We start from the raw sequence: 18,688 nt of genomic DNA on the forward strand, positions 1-18,688 counted from the left end.
GCTAAATATCGCGACAAAACAAAACCTAGAGCATGATGGCGGTTCGACCTAAACGCATCATGCTCTAGTTCGACAGGATCGCCAGGTTGAGCTTTAACGCTTGCGCTAACGCCCGCGCGCGCTTGCGGGTCTGTTCGCCCAGCAGCAGGTCTTCCCAGCCGGGCTCAGCGCGGAGCGTCAATTGACGGTCATGCTGGCGGACCGAAGCTAACTCCAACAGCTTGGCGGACTTGGCTGACAGGTCGCAGCCGAGCCGCAACAGCAGGCCCAGTTGCGTCGCCAGGGTCAGACCATCTTCGCCGAGAATACGGCTGATCAGAACCGGCTCTTTCAGATAGGCGTCGCCGCTGTAGCGCGTGAACAGGGTGCAGGCCAGAAAGACGCGTTCTTCGTGGGTCTGTCCGGCGATCGGCGCGCGCAGAACCTGGTCGCACACCAGGTCGGCGCGGTGATCCGGGTGCAGACGCGCACCGATGTCCGACAGCTTTGCCGCCGCGCGGGTCAGCTTTTCCGACGGCTTGTCGACAATGCCTTCGGCGCGGCCGTAAAAGGCCAGCGCCCATTCCGACAGGGCAGGGCCCAAGTCATCGTTCAGCCCCAGGCGACTGCCCAGCGCCCCGCAGCCGGCGATCAAAGGATCGTCGTCCTTGACGGCGGGGTCGAGGGCGTCGAACAACAGGCCTTCGCGCAGACCAAACGCCGAAAAGCAGATCGATTCGAAGCGGAAGGTCTCGATCAGGCCTTGCAGCACCAGGGCGGCATAGCCGATGTTTTCGACGCGGCGCTTGGTGATGCCGCGCACCTTTTCCAGCGACGACGGCGACTGCAGGGCGATCAGGCGCGCGATCGACAGGGCTTCGCGGGCGGGAAGTTCAAATTGCTGAATGACATGCAGCGGATAGTTCTGCTTCTGCATCCAGATGAGCGCCAGGTTGCGCCACGCGCCACCGACAGCGTGGAACTGGCCGCCGGAAAAACGATCCTTGAGCGGCTCAAGGTGGCTGACGATCGTCGCGTAGGTCTTGTCGGGATCGACAGGCTTGGGGGCGCCCAGGGCAAAAGGCCCAAGCGGCAGGGTAATGCCGTTGTGTCCGGGTTCGATGTCGAGGCCGATCAGTTCCAGGCTGGAGCCCCCGAGATCGCCGACAATACCCTTGGCGTCGAGATGGCCGCAATGGACGCCCTGGGCCGAGTAATAGGCTTCCTCGACGCCGGTCAGCACGCGGATGTCAAAGCCCGTCTGCACCTTGACGGCCGCCACGAAGTCAGGCCCGTCGCGCGCTTCACGCACCGCGGCGGTCGCCACGACGTGCAGCCCGTCGAGTTCGAACGATTCGAGAATGGCCTTGAAGCGGCGCAGTGCGATTAGGCTATCGCGCACGCCGTCCTTGTTCAGCAGCCCCGTCGTCCACATTTCGCGGCCGAGACCCGCCAGCACCTTTTCGTTGAACACCGGCCAGATCGACCGGCCTTCGATACGATAGATGACCAGACGCACCGAGTTGGAGCCGATGTCGATGACAGCGCTATTGTAATTCAAAACTCAGCTCCGCGAGAGCGATATCCGAAACAAAGTTCGGCGCAGCCAAAAGTGTCCAGCGGTTTTCGGCGAAATATCGCAACAAACAAACATTGGAGCGGGATAGCGCTTTAGCGCATTCCGCTCCAATGGCACGCAGGGCTGGTTTGCCTCGTCAGGCGGTTTGAATGCAAGACATATTTACGTTTGCGAACAGCCGCCTCAGCGTGCGGCCTTGCGCGCGCCGACGTGATCGAAGGCCCTCGGCATGTCCTTGACGCCGCGGCCACGGCCAGACAGTGATGGATTGGTCATGAAATAGTCGTGCGCGGAGAAGGGCTTATCCAGCCCACTTATATCGATGTGCGAATAGGTGCCGTCAGTACCCAACTGCCAGGAATGGGCCTCGTCATTGAGGTTGGCGACCATGATCTGGTCCAGAACCTGACGATGAACGGTCGGGTTTTCAACCGGGATCATCACTTCGACGCGGCGATCCAGATTGCGGCTCATCCAGTCGGCGGACGAGATGAAGACGCGCGCCTGCTCCGACGGCATGGCCTGGCCATTGGCGAAACAGACGATGCGCGAGTGCTCAAGGAAGCGGCCGACGATCGACTTGACGCGGATGTTTTCCGAAACGCCCGGCACGCCCGGACGCAGGCAGCAGATCCCGCGCACGACCAGGTCGATCTGCACGCCGGCCTGGCTGGCCTGGTACAGCTTCCTGATGACGAAGGGATCGACGAGGGCATTCAGTTTCGCCCAGATCTGCGCCGGTTTGCCTGCCTTGGCGTTCAAAATCTCCTGGTCGATCAGGTGCATGATGCCCAGTTTCAAGGTAACGGGTGAGAAATAGAGCTTCTCCATGACCTCGGGGCGGGCATAGCCGGTGATGAAGTTGAAGACGCGCATGGCGTCACGGCACATCTCGGCATTGGTCGTGAACAGGCTGAGGTCGGTGTAAACCTTGGCCGTGATCGGGTGGTAGTTGCCGGTGCCGAAGTGGCAGTAGGTGCGCAAGCCGTCACCTTCACGGCGCACCACGACCGACAGCTTGGCGTGGGTCTTGTACTCGACGAAGCCATAGACGACGTGGACGCCAGCCTGTTCCATGGCCCGCGCCCAGCGCAGGTTGGCCTCTTCGTCAAAGCGCGCCTTGATTTCGACCAGCGCCGTGACGTTCTTGCCCTGCTCGGCGGCCTCGATCAAAGCCGCGACGATCGGCGAGTCCTTTGAGGTCCGGTAGAGCGTCTGCTTGATGGCGATGACATTTGGGTCGCGCGCCGCCTGACGGACGAACTGGATGACGGCATCGAAGCTTTCGAACGGGTGGTGGACCAGGATGTCCTTCTCGCGGATCGCGTTGAACATGTCGCCGCCATTGTCGCGGATGCGCTCGGGGAAGCGCGGTTCGAACGGGCGGAATTTCAGGTCGTTGCGGTCCGACGGGATCAGCTTCGACAACTCAGCCATGCCGAGGATGCCGTTGATCTGGACCTCGTCCTGCGGCGCGACGTGCAACTGTTCGACGATGAAGGCGCGCAGGTCGTCGGGCATGCCGGCGTCGATCTCGACGCGCACCACGGACCCCAGGCGGCGCTGCTTGATCAGGGCCTCGAACTCACGGACCAGGTCTTCGGCTTCTTCCTCCAGTTCGATATCCGAATCGCGCAGGACACGGAACAGGCCGCGCCCGGCGATATCAAAGCCCGGGAAGAGGCGGTGAATAAACAAAGAGACGAAGTTCTCGAGCGAGATGAACTTGCGCCGGGCGGGGCTGCCGTCTGCCGGTTTGCGTGCCGTGTCGATTTCCCAGAAGCGCTTGACGCCGTTGGGGATCGGCACCAGGGCGTACATCGACTTCATATCGAAGCGCCGTACCAGCTTCAGCACGATCGAGAAGCCGAGATTGGCGATGAACGGGAAAGGATGCGCCGGATCGATCGCCATCGGCGTCAGGATCGGGAACAGCTGGCTGTCGAATTCGCGATCCAGCCACGCCTTGTCGGTCTTGTTGACATCCTGCGGATCGACGACGATCAGGCCCTTGTCTTCCAGTTCATCGCGAACTTTCAGCCAGATGGCCTGCTGCTTGGCCATAAGCTGGCTGGCGACGCGGTTGACCGACTCAAGCTGTTCGGCGGGCGTATGGCCGTCCTCGGACAGGACGCGCACGCCTTCACGCACCTGGCCCTGCAGGCCGGCGACGCGCACCATGTAGAATTCGTCGAGGTTGTTGGCCGAAATCGACAGGAAGCGCAGGCGCTCCAGCAGCGGGTGATTGGGGTTTTCCGCTTCCTCGATGACGCGCTTGTTGAAGGCCAGCCAGGACAGTTCGCGGTTGATATAGAAGGCGCCGCCCAGGCGCTCCAACTGCGACAGGTCGACGATTTCCGGCAGAACCGGCACCGGCTCACCAAGGCCGGCCTGCGCTTCGGCCAAGGCATCGGCATCGGGTTCGGAAGGGATGGTCGCGGCACTGGAATCGGTCATGAAGCAGAAAGGCTCGAAGAATTGTCAGAAAACGCTTTAACTATAACGCCAAACTCTCTCTAAGCCTTTAAAGAAACGCTCAGGTATCGTCACTTTCGGTTTCGCCGAACGGCAGCTTTTGGCTGTGTTCGAAGAAGTCGCGCGCCAGGACGCGCGTAAAAGCGCGACCATTGGCATAGTGCTCCAGCTCCGTGACAATTTTTTGAAGGGCAGCGACCGAACGGTCGGCGCGGCTGGCAATATAGGCGACGGCGTCGGGCGAGGGCGAAATGGCGCGCTGGGCGAACAGGGTCGACAGGATGGCCTCAAGCAGGGCGTCGTCGGGCTCGGGCAGGGGCATGAGGCGCATGGCGCGCAGCCGCGACTGCCAATCCGGCAGCGTCACGGTCCATGTGAGCGGGTGGGCGCGGCTCAGCAGGACAAGGTAGCCGCCAGAAGCATGGACGGTATTGAACAGGTGGAACAAGGTCTCTTCAGAAGCTGTGTCGGCGTTATCGACGACGTAGCTTTGGCCAGGGACGATCTGAATCCTCGCAGTATCCGCCGCCTCGACAAACACGCCGGCGTGGGACTCGGCGAAGATATGCCCCAGGTGCGTCTTGCCGCTGCCTTCGGGACCAACGATCAGCAAGTGCGGCGCAAGCCACGTTTCCGGTCGCAGCAGGGCGTCGAGCACTGGACGCACCGCGCCGCCCACGACAAAGCGATCGCGGCTGAAGCGGTCAATGGCGACAAGATCGAGGGGCAGTTGCTGCATCCATCGAATCTAGGCCGTGCGTCGCCTCAACACAACTGTCAGCCTGTGGACGGCAGTAAAGGCTTGTGGATCACCCCTTCGGCTGCGCCGGAGCCGGATTAGCCTTCCTCGCCGGCGGCCTGGTCGAAACCGAGGCGCCTTCGGCCTTGGCGTCAGCAAACAGAGCCCCGCAATTGCTGTCCTTGGCGTAGTTTAACGGTAGTAACGGCACGATCGATTGCAGCGCAAGCGTCAACCCACCCTGGACGACCGCCGGTCCGGCGTCGATGCCGACCTTGGGCTGGGTCAGCTGGCCACCGATGACAATCGGCGCATTGATTCGCAGCAGGCGGAACTTCTTCGGCTTGCCCTTCAGGACGAACCGCATGCTTTCGTCGTTGAGATTGACCGTACCCTTGCCGGTGACAAGCACCACGCCGGTATCAAAGACGATATAGCGCGATTGCAGCACACCATTCTTGACGTCGAAATGGGCGACGGCGCAGCGGATATCGGTCTCCTTCTTGTCCTTCGACAGGTACATGAACAGACCCTTGCTGGCATTGACGCCCATCAGTTCGGCCAGGCTCTGGCGGATCGTGCCGGCGGGAATGACGGCGGTCAGTTCGCCATTGGCGGTCGCAGCGGCCTTATGGACCGAATTGCCTGAGCCCCTGGCGATGACCCGGGCATTCAGGATGCCTTCCAGCGGTTCGCCGCCACCGATCTGCGGCACGAAGTCCTGGACGCGCACACCGGTCAGACGCAGGTCGATATTGTTGGTCTGGGTGGTATTGCGCGCATCGATCCTGGCCGTCCCTTGAAGCCGACCCTGCGGGAAGGCAAAGTCGATCGGATCGACGATCAATAGCCCCTTGTCGAGCGTAGCGCCGACGCTGACTTCGCGCAGCGGCATGTTGGGCACGGCCTTCACCGACAGGGCGCGGTATCGGACTTTGGCGTCCATGCCGCGGATACGTGCCACATCAAGCGTCGCGTCGGGCAGCAGACGGCGGCCGGCGGTCGGACGCGGGGCCGCACTCAGTTCCGGCGCTTCGGGCGCATTGGCGTCGGTGGCGCCAAAGACAGCGCCGAGGTCACGGAAGTCGAGCGCGCGCGAATTGAGATCGGCCGTCAGATACGGCCGTCCATCATTGCGCGTATCGACGGTCATGACGCCGTTGATATCGCTGCTGCCGATGCGGCCCTTGATGGCATTGACCCTGTAGACACGATCGTCGCGACGAACATTGGCCGCGACATTGTAGGACGGCGTATTGGGCAGGGTCAGGCCGGTGAGATAGTAAAGGTCCGCCAGGTTGCGGCCGGACACCGTCACGGCGCCCTCAAGCTGTCCCAGATCGAACGGATGGATGACCCTGCCATTGGCGGTCAGCTTCGTGGCGCCGGCGCGCACCGTCATGTCGAACGGGTAGGGCTGGCTGGTCCGGACATTCAGCAGAGGCCCGCCGGTCGCGTTCAGTTCGAACACCTTGCCGTTCAGTGAGCCGTCGCCGGTCAAACCAAAGGCCTGGCGCGAGCCATTGGCCTTTTCGTGGGCATTGACCGTGCCCGTGAACCTCAGCTTGTTCTGAAGGCTGGTCATCTCCACCTTGCCATCGTTGATAATAAAATTCTTGATCAGCGGCAGCTTGGTCGGCTCACCCTTTTTCTTACCATCACTGAAGTCCCAGTTGGCCCGGCCTTTGGCGTCCTGATAGAGGAAGACGTTCGGCTGATCGATCTGCAGGCGCGGCAGGACGATCTTGCCAGTCAGAATGGGCAGGAATTCGGCCGTTACCGCGACACGACGGGCGGTCGCTATATTACGCTCAGGTCCCCAGCCGGGACGGGCGATGCGCAAACCGTCAATCGTTGCGTCCGGCGTCCAGCGAAACAGATGAACCCTCAGATTGCCATCGATAGCGACCGGGCGGTTGAGCTTCCCCGACGCAATCGACGACACGATCCCACGCGCCCAGTTCCAGTTCGGATTGGCGAGGAACACAAAGACCGCTACGATCAGCACGGCGACAAAGACAAGAACCCACTTCGCCCAACGCGGCAGGCGCTTCAGGTCGTGCCAGAATGCGCGGCCGGCGTCGGCAAGTGCGATACCTGCCTTGCGCAGCCAGGCGCGCACTGTGTCCAGGTCGCCATGGTCCGTCGCAGCGACGTCAGTCTGATTGGGTTCGGCACGTTGGTCATCGTTTTGACGCCGCGCCAGGCGACCGTTACGCATGATAACACCTGAAGGCTTCCCAGCGGGTGCGCAACGGTGGGGCAGGGAGCATCAGAAATCGATTTGATTTTGTTCCGAAAATCTTCGGACGGGGTAGGGCTCTGCCACGTCAAGCGCTTTCCCGTTCGAGGGCAAGGCGCGCGAAAAGGCTCCGGATCAACATTGACGAGCTGATTGCCAAACGCGAGCCGCCGGACTGCCCCCTCAGACAGTCCGGCGCGCTACCCGGAAGACCTCCAGGCGATGACAACGAACGCGAGCGGTGTGATCATGTTCACACCCTCCCTCCAACACGTCCGGCGTCTCCGCCTTTCCGCCCAGTCAGGGTTGCCAGTCCTTCGGGAAGGCTGGCACATCGTCGGTCAACCAGGCGGTTGCCGCGATCATGGTGAATACGGTTTTTTGTGCTTCGACGCTCCGGCTCATGACTTTGAGCGCTTCCAGAGTGTCGGCGACCTGCGCCTGTTTCTCCGGAGTCGCCAGCATGTCCCAGGCGGTCTTGAGATCCTTCCAGCGCACCTTGATGTGCGTATCTTCGAGGTTAACCGTCTCCATGCCGCAACCCTAGCGTAAGCCTTGCGGCGCACCATCCGTTGCGATGGCCGTCATCCGTCGTGGCGGAGGAGTTTAGGAGCCTGTATCACGGAGCGCATATCGCTTTCCGTCTTGACAATACCGGCGCAACATGTGCCCTTCGCCGCCTGATTTTCTATGGGCTGGACTGATTACATGCACATCTACCGTTCACATACCTGCGGCGCCCTCCGGGCTTCTGACGCGGGCCAGGCTGTCCGCCTGTCGGGCTGGATTCACCGTAAGCGCGACCACGGCGGCCTGCTGTTCATCGACCTGCGCGACCACTATGGCCTGACCCAGCTGGTGTTCAATCCGTCGTCGCCCGGTTTCGCCAAGGTCGAGCGCCTGCGCGCCGAAAGCGTCATCCGCATCGACGGCACGGTCGTGGCGCGGGATGCCGACGTGATCAATGCCAACCTGCCCACCGGCGCGATCGAAGTCGTCGTCAATGAGGTCGAGGTCCTGTCGGAAGCCGCCGAGCTGCCGCTGCCGGTCTTCGGCGAGCCCGACTATCCGGAAGAGCTGCGCCTCAAGAACCGCTTCCTCGACCTGCGCCGCGAGACCCTGCACAAGAATATCGTCCTGCGTTCCAAGGTCATCCAGTCGATCCGCAACCGTATGGTCGAGCAGGGCTTCCTTGAGTATCAGACGCCGATCCTGACGGCCTCATCGCCCGAAGGCGCGCGCGACTTCCTGGTGCCGTCGCGTCTGCACCCGGGCAAGTTCTACGCGCTGCCGCAGGCACCGCAGCAGTTCAAGCAACTGTTGATGGTTTCCGGTTTCGACCGCTACTTCCAGATCGCGCCGTGCTTCCGCGACGAAGACCTGCGCGCCGACCGCAGCCTGGAATTCTACCAGCTCGACGTCGAGATGAGCTTCGTGACCCAGGAAGACGTTTTCGCGGCCATCGAGCCATTGATGCACGGCCTGTTCACCGAATTCGGCGAAGGCAAGCGTGTTTCATCCTATCCGTTCGTACGCATCCCCTACAAGGACTCGATCGCCAAGTACGGTTCGGACAAACCCGACCTGCGCAACCCGATCGAAATGCAGGACGTGTCGGATCATTTCCGCGGCGGCGGCTTCGGCCTGTTCGCGCGCATCCTGGAAACCGCCTCAAATGCCGTCTGGGCGATTCCGGCGCCGAAGGGCGGTTCGCGTGCCTTCTGTGACCGCATGAATTCGTGGGCGCAGGGCGAAGGACAGCCGGGCCTGGGTTACATCTTCTGGTCGGAAGACCAGGGTGCATGGGGCGGCCCGATCGCCAAGAACCTCGGCGCCGACGCCACGACCGCGCTGATGACGTCGCTGGGCCTGGGGCAGGGCGATGCCGCCTTCTTCGCCGCCGGCGATCCGAAGGTGTTCTACAAGTTCGCTGGCTCGGCCCGCACCAAGGTTGGCACTGACCTGAACCTGGTTGATGAAGACCAGTTCAAGTTCTGCTGGATCGTCGACTTCCCGATGTTCGAGTGGAACGAGGACGAAAAGAAGGTCGACTTCTCGCACAACCCGTTCTCGATGCCGCAGGGTGAGATGGAAGCGCTTGAGACGCGCGACCCGCTGGAGATCCTGGCCTATCAGTACGACATCGTCTGCAACGGTTATGAGCTGTGCTCGGGCGCGATCCGGAACCACAAGCAGGAGATCATGCTGAAGGCGTTCGAAATCGCCGGCTATGGCGCTGATGTGGTCGAAGCGCAGTTCGGCGGCATGCTGAATGCGTTCAAATACGGCGCGCCGCCGCACGGTGGCCTGGCGCCGGGTATCGACCGGATCGTCATGCTGCTGGCCGGCCAGACGGCTATCCGCGAAGTCATTGCCTTCCCGCTGAACCAGCAGGGCCAGGACGTGATGATGAGCGCGCCATCGGGGGCTTTGGAGAAGCAGTTGAAGGAACTGCATATCCGGACGGCTTTGCCGATCAAGGTGTAACGCACTCGCAAACCGTATGGGCGTGGGGTCCCATGGCGGGCGAAAGCTATACTTTCGCCACGGCATACCCCACAAACCTTTATTTCAAAGAAAAACCCTCGCCCAAAAAAGGCGAGGGTTTTTCTTTGAAGGGAAGACTTGGGGCCGCAGGCCCCAAACCCCATAAGCTTATCGGAGCGTGCACACCGGGATGCGCAGGCCGCGCGGCAGTTCGGTGGCTTCATCGCCGCAGGTCTGGTCGAGCTGGCGCTGGGTCAGGCCGACGGCCGAACGCATCTCGGCGCCAGAGAAGTTGACGCCATCGAGGGTCGCGCCCTTGAAATTCGCACCTTCCAGATAGGCGCCGACGAAGACGGCGTTGGTGAGGTTGCTGCCGGCAAAGCTGGCGCGGCCGAAGAGCGAGGCGGTGCCGTCGAGCTCGCGCAGGTCACTGCCGGCGAAGATCGAGCCGTTGAACACGCCCATGGACAGGTCGGCCTGGCGCAGGCGGGCGCCGGCGAAATTCTTGTTACGCAGTTCGCGGCCGTTGAAGTCGGCCTGGAACAGGTTGCACTTGGGGCAGCTGGCGCCGGACTGGGCGCGGCCGATTTGAGCGGCGTTCTGCGCATAGGCGGGGGCCGAAAGGGCTGCAAGGGCCAGAATGGCGAGAACGATACGTTTCATAAGGGAACACCTTCGCTGTTTGGCTGAGTGCTAAGCAAGATGGATGCCGCTCTCTTTCTCCTCCCTGTCGCGCAGCGATGGGGAGGGGAACCACCAGCGGCGCGAAGCGACGGCGCAGCGGTGGAGGGGTACGCCGCCTGCGCTATACCCGTCCGTCGTTTGCTAACGCAAACGCCACCTCCCCACCGCTTCGCGCTAGGGAGGAGGGAGCTACTCAACTCGCCAGGCCGGACCGCTACCCGTTCTCGACATCCTCTTCGACCGCTTCGCGCAGGTCGTCTGTCGCCGCCGACTTCCGTCCGAACGGCACGACCACCAGATTGCCGGTCGCTGTCCCACGCGCAAAACCCTTCGAAATCAATTGCGAAGCGGGCAGGGCCTCATCCGGCGGATTATCGCCCGAGCCAAGACCATCCGCGTTCAACGCGTCCGGATCGGCATTGGCCAGGTCTTCGCGATCGAGGTACGAAATCGCCAGCTCGCGGAAGATATAGTCGAGGATTGACGTCGCCGACCGCACGCGGTCATTGCCCGTCACCGGGCCTGCGGGTTCAAAGCGCGTAAACACATAGGCGTCGACGAACTCGTCCAGAGGCACGCCGTATTGCAGGCCGATCGAGATCGCGATGGCGAAATTGTTCATCAGGGACCGGAAGGCCGCGCCTTCCTTGTGCATGTCGATGAAGATCTCACCCAGGGCGCCGTCACTATATTCGCCGGTATGGATATAGACCTTGTGACCGCCGACGGCCGCCTTCTGGATATAGCCTTTGCGGCGGTCGGGCAGCTTGTGGCGCGTGCGGTCGCGCTCGATGATCTTTTCGACCACGCGCGGCGAGGCCACCTTTTCCACTATCTGAGGACGGCGCGGGGCGTCTTCCATTTCCGGAATATCGAGGCTGAAATCCTCCGGCGCATCGGCACGGCTGACCGACAGGCTCCGCAGCTGGATACCAGCGGCCAGCGAATAGACCTTCATGGCGTCGGTCACGCCCTGGTCCCAGGCCAGCTCGATGGGGGCGGTGGACGGCGAATCGACCAGGCCGTCGAGACGCTGGCGCAGGGTCAGGCGCGCCTTGATCGACAGCGGAGACAACAGTCCCCAGGCCATGTCATCGGCGGCCTTCAGCGCCTCAAGGTCGCGCGTCCCGAACAGGTAGGCGTCAGCTTCCGCGATCTCTTCGGCGGTGAAGCCCATGGTCGCCAGCAGGTCGAAACCCGGGTCCATCAGGTCGGCTTCGCTCAAGCCCCAGATATCGCGGACGAAATTGGCGTCGAGATAGCTCAGCGACACGACATCACGCAGAGACGCGCTTTCATAGAGCGCCTCATGCAGGCGGCCCGTTTCGAACTCGCTCAAGCCCTTAGCCTTCAGGCTGGCGTCATTGATGTGGGGCGCGTCGGCGAGGCTGCGGTGACCAAGGCGCGCATCGCGCACCAGGGTGACGTCGACGCCGATGACCTTGATGCCCGACAGCACGCACGCTTTCAGTACCGGCAGCATCAGGCCGTCGTCGCTTTCCATATAGGTGGCGATATCGCCGACCTGCTGGTCGCCAAGGCCGGTGCCAAGACGCAGGGACAGGTCGGCATCGGCATACAGCGCCGTCACCTGGGCATTGCGCAGGCCGGTCTTCTTGGCCAGCTTCAGGCCGGTTTGCAGCAGATCGAGCGCGCGGCCCTTGAACGACGACACGCCATTCAGCGCCGTCACGTGATAGAGCTGGCGGCTCAGGCGATCGATCTGCTCGGCCTTGCCGGCGGCAAACCCATCGAACGCGCCCAATTGCACGGCCAATGCCGCCGACGAATGGACCGACGCCGCTTCGAACAGGGCGAACAGGTGGCTGGCGAAGTCGAGGCCTTCAGGGCCGCGCAGCGACAACCCCTGCGTCATCGCCGCCTCGGCCAGACCGGCAATCGTCAGGGCCAGCGGCCGTTCCGACGCGCGGCGCTGGGCGTCGGCCGACGACGTTGAATAAGAAATAGACGCTTCGATATCAAGGGCATGGACCCACAGGCTCACGCAATCGATAAAGGCGTCCTCGTCGATGCCGCCTTCACCCAGGAAGCGCTCGACCTGGATGGCGGCCTTGGGCGCGACGTTCTGGGCTTCGACGGCTTCGGCGTCAGACGGCGAGAAGACGAGGTGAACGCCAGCGGCTTCCAGAGCCGTTTCCGCCAGCAGGACAGCGGACGGATCACCGGCGCTGACCAGGTCGCGCTGGGCGATAACGGCGTGGTGGCGGACGGTCTGGGTCGATGCGCCGTCGCCAACCTGCCACGGCGCGCCACCGGAATGGCTGAGCAGTATCTGACGCGCGATCAGACCGTCATTGGCCCCAAGACGCCGGGCCTTGGCACAGGCGCGGGCCAGGGCGGTATTGTGCTTGGGGCTTGCGCGGTGCTCGCCCTCGGCGCGCTGCACGGCGCTGTGAATGTCTTGCAGGGCCTCGGCCAGCCGTGTCTGGTTGGCGTCGCGCAAGGACTGGGCGCGCGTATCCAGCAGCAGCCGGTTCAAAGTCTGGCGACCCGCATGATCGTCGAGATAGAGCGGCGTCGTTTCCGGCGCCCGCACGACGACATCACCCGCAGTCGGATGGACGCGATGCCCTGAAACCAGTCCCACGGCCGGCGCGGCCAGGCCCGACAGCAGGGTCGCCTCAATAGCTTCGGCGAAATCGGCCGCCTGATCCGGGTCGGCAAAGTGACCGAGGCGCAAGCCCCATTGCGCCAGACGATGGGCGTAGTCGGCCGTCGCCCCGCCGAAGGCATCGCTGTCGGCATCGCCGGCGCGCGCCCAGGTCCCGGACGGCAGGTCGTGCGGCACTGATTCGGCCCAGTCCAGCCACGCTTCGGCCTGCGCCGAGGTCAGGCTGCGCGGGCAAATGACCTCTGTAAAGGCTTCAGACCGTTCAATAACCCTTGATTCCAGGTCGCCAACGGTGCTCAGGCGGCTGAGGGCAGAGGTTAAAAAGGCCATGACAACCTCCCAAGGGTTCACGCAATTGGACCACGCTATCGCCAAAAACGCGAAGCTTCAATAAATCTGGTGGGAAATTGCCAAGTCGTCCACAATATATTGATGCGGACAACCTCCGTGCCAGGCGAAATTATTTCAATGTGCGGCATGCGCGCGGCTTTACCTTAAGCAGCCGCCTCATTATAACTGGCCTTTACGTGTACGGGACGCAGGTTCCGGTTTGAGAGGGTACGATCTTGCTCGACAAGGCTTTTCTGTGGTGGAGCGGCGCGACGCTGGGCACCCTGTTCACCATCGGCAAGCGTGGCCGCCTGGTCGGTAACGACGAGTTCGGCAACAAGTATTACGAAGACCGTACGGCCAAGAACAGCTACGACGTCGGCCGCAAGCGCCGCTGGGTGATCTACAAGGGCTATGCCGATGCCTCGAAGATCCCGCCCGACTGGCATGGCTGGATGCACTACGTCTACGACACGCCGCCGTCGCAGGAGCCGCTGCCGCGTCAGAAGTGGGAACTGCCGCATATGCCGAACATGAGCGGCACGCCGCTGGCGCGCTTCCCGACGGGTTCGCTGAATGCCGAAGGCGAACGCCAGGCATCGACCGGTGATTACGAGGCCTGGAAACCGTAGGATGGGCAATGGACGTCCGCACATGTCGCGTTCGCGCCTGGCAGCTATCCTGCTGGCCGGCGCCGCTCTGTGCGCGGTCGTCCCCGTGCTGGCGCAGGCGCCCCCGACGCGCGGCGACCGTGAGCGCGAACGTCCCAACTATGTCGACAATGCCGACTACGACCGTCAGCCCTATTATGTCGACGGCGTCGAATACAAACCCTATGTGCCGGAAAAGAAACCGTCGCGCACGTCTGCCAAGCCTGCCGCCGAATCGGTGAAGACCGCGCCGCCGGCAGCGTCGGGCGGCCAGCAGACCCCGGCCTATGTCAGCCCGGCGCCGCAAAATGAACTGCGGCCGTTCAACCCGTCATCCGCCAGCGCCCAGGCCTCGTCGGCCGCACCGCGTCAGCACGCATCGTCGTCTTCGTCCTCATCGGCCAGCCTTCCGACCTATGCCCGCGCCAAGCGCCCGCGCTACGGCGTTGCGATCATTGAAGCGCTCGACAAGATCTCGTCGGAAAGCGTGCGCTTTGAAGCGCCGATCGGCCAGCCTGTGCGTTACAAAGGCCTGATCTATACGATCAAGGCATGCGAAACCTCGGCCGAAGACGAGCCGATGGCGGACGTCATGGCCTACATGCAGGTGCGGACCAATCCGGTGACGGCGGCGAACAACGCCCAGACGGTCCGGTCCAAGGAAATCTTCCGCGGCTGGACCTATGCCTCGACGCCCAGCCTCAACCCGCTGGAACACCCGATCTACGACGCCTGGGTGATTGCCTGCCGTAAGCCTCTGGCTGCCCCAGTGGCTGTGGTGGCCCCTGCGCCCGCGGCGCCTGCCGCTCCGAAGTCGTAAGCTTCCGCGCTCGCGGCCTTAAGGCAAAAGAACCGCAGATTTGCAAGATTAGCGCAGATTATGCTGCGCGCCTGAGCAGATGATTTTTGGCGCCCGATAGACCTTCTGCCTCCCCAAATCCAATAGATTTGGGGAGGCAGAAGAAGCCTATCCGGCGCTCAGCAATCGCATAATCTCGCGCCCCGGGGTTGCCCCCGGCAGGGCATAGAAATCGGCTTTCTCGTCAATGGCATTAGCCAGCAAGTTCAGGTAGTCGGCCTTGGCCATCTCAACCACGCCGAACTGACGCAGATGGTCGGTCTGGAACTGACAGTCGAGCAGCGTGAACCCGCCCGCCCGCAGCCGTCCGACCAGATGAACCAGGGCGATCTTCGACGCATCCGTGGCGCGCGACACCATGCTTTCGCCGAAGAAGGCGCCACCGATCGATACGCCGTACAGCCCGCCGATGATCTCATCGTCCCGCCAGACCTCGACACTGTGCGCCAGGCCACGGGCGAACAGGGCCTGGTACAGCGCCTGGATCGAATGCGAAATCCACGTCGACGGCCGGTCATCGGCGCTTTCGGCGCACAGCTCGATGATCTGCTGGAAGGCCGTGTCGATGCGCACGACATAGTCGTCCTTGCGCACCGTCCGCGCCAGCCGCGACGAGATGTGAAAACCGTCGAGCGGCAGGACGCCCCTGAGCGGCGGATCGACCAGGAACAGGTATTCGTCGTCGCGGCGATCCGACATCGGAAACACACCGGAACGATAGCAGTTGATCAGGTCATCGAGGGTAAAGCTGGGCAAAGGGCAAGCCGTCCGTGGGAACGGGCCGATCTATCCTGATTTCCGGGTCAAATTCCAAGAAGAAATGACGGCGATCAAAAGGAAAAATCGGGAATCTGGATGCCCAGCGACAGCGAGATTTCATAGATCAGGCCGACGCTGCGTTCATACATGCTGACGACGATCTCGATAGCATATTTGCCGAAGACATAGACATAGACCACGGTCCCCGCCGCCATGGCGACCGATGACAGCATGAAGATACCGTCGCGCTCCAGGACAGCCAGGCCGGTCAGGGCGACGGCGATTCCCGGAAGAAAGTTAGCGCCCGGCATCGGCAGCAGCAGGATCAGCGCCATGACCAGGGTCTGGAGGCCGGCATAGACCATGCCCGGCCGGCTGGTCATGGCGGTCAGGCGCGGCTTGGCGAGAAATTCCAGCTTATGCAAAAGCTTGCCGCAGGCTCTTAAGGCGCCGCGCAGGTCTTTGCCGCGAAACGACCACTTCTTGACAAAGCCGGGCATCCACAGGGACTTGCTGGCGAAGATCATCTGGAGCGACGGACCGATCAGAAGCAGACCAAACAGGGTGGAGATGCCGGGGATATTGGGGATGCACATCGGCAGCGACAGGATAAGCAGGACAAGTCCCAGCCCTCGGCCTTCGAGATTTTTCAGCAGGGTGCCGACCGTCACGCGATCGCCGTCCAGCCGGGCCACCAGCTCGTTGATCAGTTGCGATGCGCCTACCTTGGGAGCTTTCGCCTTACGCTGCACCATTCCCAATCCCTGTTCCCCAAAACCGTAGCCCGACGGTTCGACGTTCACAGTAGCACGCGCCGGAGAGGGATCAACGAATCGATACTTTACGAAGCAAGAAAAAAGGCCCCGCAGTTGCAGGACCTTTGAACTTCGTTTTTAGTGCGCTTCCTGCGACTTGATCCACTTTTCCAGCCAGTGGATGTTGTAGTCGCCGGTCTGGATGTCTTTTTCACCCAGCAGGTCGAGGAACAGCGGGATCGTCGTATCGATACCTGTGACAACCGTCTCACCCAAGGCGCGTTTCAGGCGCGCCAGGGCTTCCGGCCGGTCGCGGCCATGGACGATCAGCTTGCCGATCAGGCTGTCGTAATAGGGCGGGATGGCATAGCCATTGTACATCGCCGAATCGAGACGTACGCCCAGGCCACCAGGGGCGTGGAAGTCGGTGACCGTGCCGGGCGACGGCACGAAGGTACGCGCGTTTTCAGCATTGATGCGGACTTCGATCGAATGGGTGCGGATATCGATGTCTTCCTGTTTGAAAGACAAAGGATAGCCCTCGGCGATGCGGATCTGTTCGCGCACCAGGTCGATATCGGTGACGTATTCGGTGACCGGATGTTCGACCTGAAGGCGGGTGTTCATCTCGATGAAGAAGAACTCACCGTCCTCATAGAGGAACTCGATCGTGCCGACGCCGAGATAGCCGATCTTCTTGATGGCTTCGACGCAGGTCATGCCGATCTTGTCGCGCGCCGCCTTGTCGATGACGGGCGAGGGCGCTTCTTCCAGCACCTTCTGGTGACGGCGCTGCAAGGAGCAGTCGCGTTCACCCAGGTGGCAGACATTGCCATGACTGTCGGCGATGATCTGGATTTCGATGTGGCGCGGCTTCTGGAGATAGCGCTCCATATAGACCCTGCCGTCGCCGAAGGCCGCAGCGGCTTCCGACTGGGCGCTCATGACCGCTTCGGCCAGGCTGTCGCGGTCCTTGGCGACCTTCATGCCGCGTCCGCCGCCACCCGAAGCCGCCTTGATCAGCACCGGGAAGCCGATGGTCTCGGCCGCCGCAATGGCTTCTTCGACCGTGGCCACGCCGCCGTCCGAACCGGGAACTACGGGAATGCCCGAATCCTTGGCCGTCTGCTTGGCGCTGATCTTGTCGCCCATGATGCGGATGTGCTCGGCCTTGGGACCGATGAAGGTCATACCGTGGGCGCTGACGATCTCGGCAAAGCGGGCATTTTCCGAGAGGAAGCCATAGCCCGGGTGGATCGCTTGCGCGCCGGTGATTTCGGCGGCCGCGATGATCGACGGGATGTTGAGGTAGGACTTGGACGCCGACGCCGGGCCGATACAGACGCTTTCGTCCGCCAGGTGCACATGCATGGCCGACGCATCGGCCTCACTATGCACGGCGACGGTGGCAATGCCCATTTCCTTGGCGGCGCGGATGACGCGCAGCGCGATCTCGCCGCGATTGGCGATCAGGATCTTGTCGAAGGTTTTCATCGACGCTTACTCGAAAACGACGAGGGCTTCGCCGAATTCCACCGGCTGAGCGTCGCTGACGAGAATCTGGGCCACCGTGCCTTCGCGCGGCGAAGGGATCGGGTTCATGGTCTTCATGGCTTCTACGATCAGCAGGGTCTGGCCTTGCTTGATCTTGTCGCCGACCTTGATAAAGGCAGGAGCGCCGGGCTGTGCCGACAGGTAGACGGTGCCGACCATCGGTGACTTGATGGCATCCTTGGGGACGCCGGCCGGTGCGGCAGCGGCAGCCTCAGGGGCGGCAGCGGCGGGCGCTGCGGCGACAGGCGCCGGAGCAGCAGCCTGCGGGGCGGCAACGTAGGACACGGCCGGGGCGGCGGTCAGCTGACGCGCGACACGAATTTTCAGATCGCCTTGTTCGACCTCGATTTCCGACAGGTCGGTTTCCTTGAGGATGTCGGCGAGCTTGCGCACCAGCTTCGGATCGATCGGCTCGGCTGGGGATTTGGAAGTCGTCATGTAATAACCTTGTATGCGGTCTTTTCCCGGGAAAAGACTGAAGTTAGGGCTTGCTGGTCACGGACGGGGTCGTCAAGGTTTGGGCGGCTTGAATCGCGAGTTCATAACCAAACGCGCCGAAACCCGCAATGATGCCTTTGGCCGCCAGCGACACATAAGAGTGATGGCGGAAGGCTTCGCGGGTCTGAGGGTTGGACAAATGGCATTCGATGACCGGTATGCTGAGGGCTTTCAGCGCATCGAGGAGCGCCACGGAGGTGTGGCCGTAACCCGCCGGATTGATGATCAGCGCGCAAGCTTTCTCGCGTGCTTCGTGAATCCAGTCGATGAGTTCGCCTTCGTGGTTGCTCTGGCGGAACACCAGATCGATACCGGTTCCATTGAGACGGGCGCGGCAGGTCGATTCGATGTCTTTCAGAGTGGTGTAGCCATAAATTTCCGGTTCACGGACCCCAAGCAGGTTGAGGTTGGGGCCGTTGAGGACATATATGGTCTGAGTCATCGGGCTCACGGGCGGGTTGACGAA

The 18,688-nt window shown here is 62.2% G+C and carries 15 protein-coding genes; 3 read left to right on the forward strand and 12 right to left on the reverse strand.

Translation table 11 applies throughout. The features are described 5' to 3' along the window. Nucleotides 1-64 precede the first annotated feature (64 nt). From AC1DON_RS15035 to AC1DON_RS15055, 5 genes are all read right to left on the reverse strand, one after another. On the reverse strand, nt 65-1,540 hold the full coding sequence (locus AC1DON_RS15035) for a Ppx/GppA phosphatase family protein (RefSeq protein ID WP_476935633.1): 1,476 nt from the start codon (nt 1,538-1,540) through the stop codon (nt 65-67). A 201-nt stretch (nt 1,541-1,741) separates the two neighbouring features. Next, a complete protein-coding gene (locus tag AC1DON_RS15040) occupies nt 1,742-4,015 on the reverse strand; it encodes an RNA degradosome polyphosphate kinase (protein WP_476935634.1) in 2,274 nt (757 codons plus the stop codon). 79 nt (nt 4,016-4,094) lie between these two features. Beyond that, a complete protein-coding gene (locus AC1DON_RS15045) occupies nt 4,095-4,772 on the reverse strand; it encodes a P-loop NTPase family protein (RefSeq protein WP_476935635.1) in 678 nt (225 codons plus the stop codon). A gap of 70 nt (nt 4,773-4,842) precedes the next feature. Continuing rightward, a complete protein-coding gene (locus AC1DON_RS15050; RefSeq protein WP_476935636.1) occupies nt 4,843-6,993 on the reverse strand; it encodes an AsmA family protein in 2,151 nt (716 codons plus the stop codon). 321 nt (nt 6,994-7,314) lie between these two features. Next, a complete protein-coding gene (locus AC1DON_RS15055) occupies nt 7,315-7,548 on the reverse strand; it encodes a hypothetical protein (protein ID WP_476935637.1) in 234 nt (77 codons plus the stop codon). A 174-nt stretch (nt 7,549-7,722) separates the two neighbouring features. Here AC1DON_RS15055 and aspS point away from each other — a divergent pair, with 174 nt between their 5' ends. Further along, nucleotides 7,723-9,501 carry an aspartate--tRNA ligase gene (gene aspS, locus AC1DON_RS15060; protein WP_476935638.1) on the forward strand — a complete coding sequence of 593 codons (1,779 nt, stop codon included), beginning with the start codon at nt 7,723-7,725 and terminating at the stop codon, nt 9,499-9,501. 168 nt (nt 9,502-9,669) lie between these two features. On the opposite strand, the gene AC1DON_RS15065 is transcribed toward aspS, so the two are convergent. Both AC1DON_RS15065 and AC1DON_RS15070 read right to left on the reverse strand, forming a co-directional pair. Continuing rightward, nucleotides 9,670-10,164, reverse strand: coding sequence for a pentapeptide repeat-containing protein (locus AC1DON_RS15065; protein ID WP_476935639.1), 495 nt, complete (start codon nt 10,162-10,164; stop codon nt 9,670-9,672). Between the two features lie 235 nt (nt 10,165-10,399). Next, nucleotides 10,400-13,147: a TSCPD domain-containing protein gene (locus tag AC1DON_RS15070; RefSeq protein ID WP_476935640.1), complete on the reverse strand. Its 2,748-nt coding sequence runs from the start codon at nt 13,145-13,147 to the stop codon at nt 10,400-10,402. A 236-nt stretch (nt 13,148-13,383) separates the two neighbouring features. On the opposite strand from AC1DON_RS15070, the gene AC1DON_RS15075 reads away from it, so the two are divergent. Both AC1DON_RS15075 and AC1DON_RS15080 read left to right on the forward strand, forming a co-directional pair. Next, complete coding sequence (locus AC1DON_RS15075; RefSeq protein ID WP_476935641.1) at nt 13,384-13,779, forward strand: NADH:ubiquinone oxidoreductase subunit NDUFA12; 396 nt, start codon at nt 13,384-13,386, stop codon at nt 13,777-13,779. 22 nt (nt 13,780-13,801) lie between these two features. Beyond that, nucleotides 13,802-14,617, forward strand: coding sequence for a DUF2155 domain-containing protein (locus AC1DON_RS15080; protein ID WP_476935642.1), 816 nt, complete (start codon nt 13,802-13,804; stop codon nt 14,615-14,617). Between the two features lie 147 nt (nt 14,618-14,764). On the opposite strand, the gene aat is transcribed toward AC1DON_RS15080, so the two are convergent. The 5 genes from aat to aroQ form a co-directional block, all read right to left on the reverse strand. After that, entirely contained in the window at nt 14,765-15,412 is a 648-nt protein-coding gene (gene aat / locus AC1DON_RS15085) for a leucyl/phenylalanyl-tRNA--protein transferase (RefSeq protein WP_476935643.1), read from the reverse strand. A gap of 74 nt (nt 15,413-15,486) precedes the next feature. Further along, nucleotides 15,487-16,170, reverse strand: a complete 684-nt coding sequence (locus tag AC1DON_RS15090; protein WP_476935644.1) for an exopolysaccharide biosynthesis protein — start codon at nt 16,168-16,170, stop codon at nt 15,487-15,489. Nucleotides 16,171-16,308: 138 nt separating this feature from the next. Then, entirely contained in the window at nt 16,309-17,664 is a 1,356-nt protein-coding gene (gene accC / locus AC1DON_RS15095; RefSeq protein ID WP_476935645.1) for an acetyl-CoA carboxylase biotin carboxylase subunit, read from the reverse strand. A gap of 6 nt (nt 17,665-17,670) precedes the next feature. After that, nucleotides 17,671-18,162, reverse strand: a complete 492-nt coding sequence (accB, locus tag AC1DON_RS15100) for an acetyl-CoA carboxylase biotin carboxyl carrier protein (protein ID WP_476935646.1) — start codon at nt 18,160-18,162, stop codon at nt 17,671-17,673. Between the two features lie 43 nt (nt 18,163-18,205). Next, nucleotides 18,206-18,664, reverse strand: a complete 459-nt coding sequence (aroQ, locus tag AC1DON_RS15105; protein WP_476935647.1) for a type II 3-dehydroquinate dehydratase — start codon at nt 18,662-18,664, stop codon at nt 18,206-18,208. Between the last annotated feature and the right edge of the window lie 24 nt (nt 18,665-18,688).

The sequence above is a fragment of the Asticcacaulis sp. P4_H10 genome, from assembly GCF_056400965.1.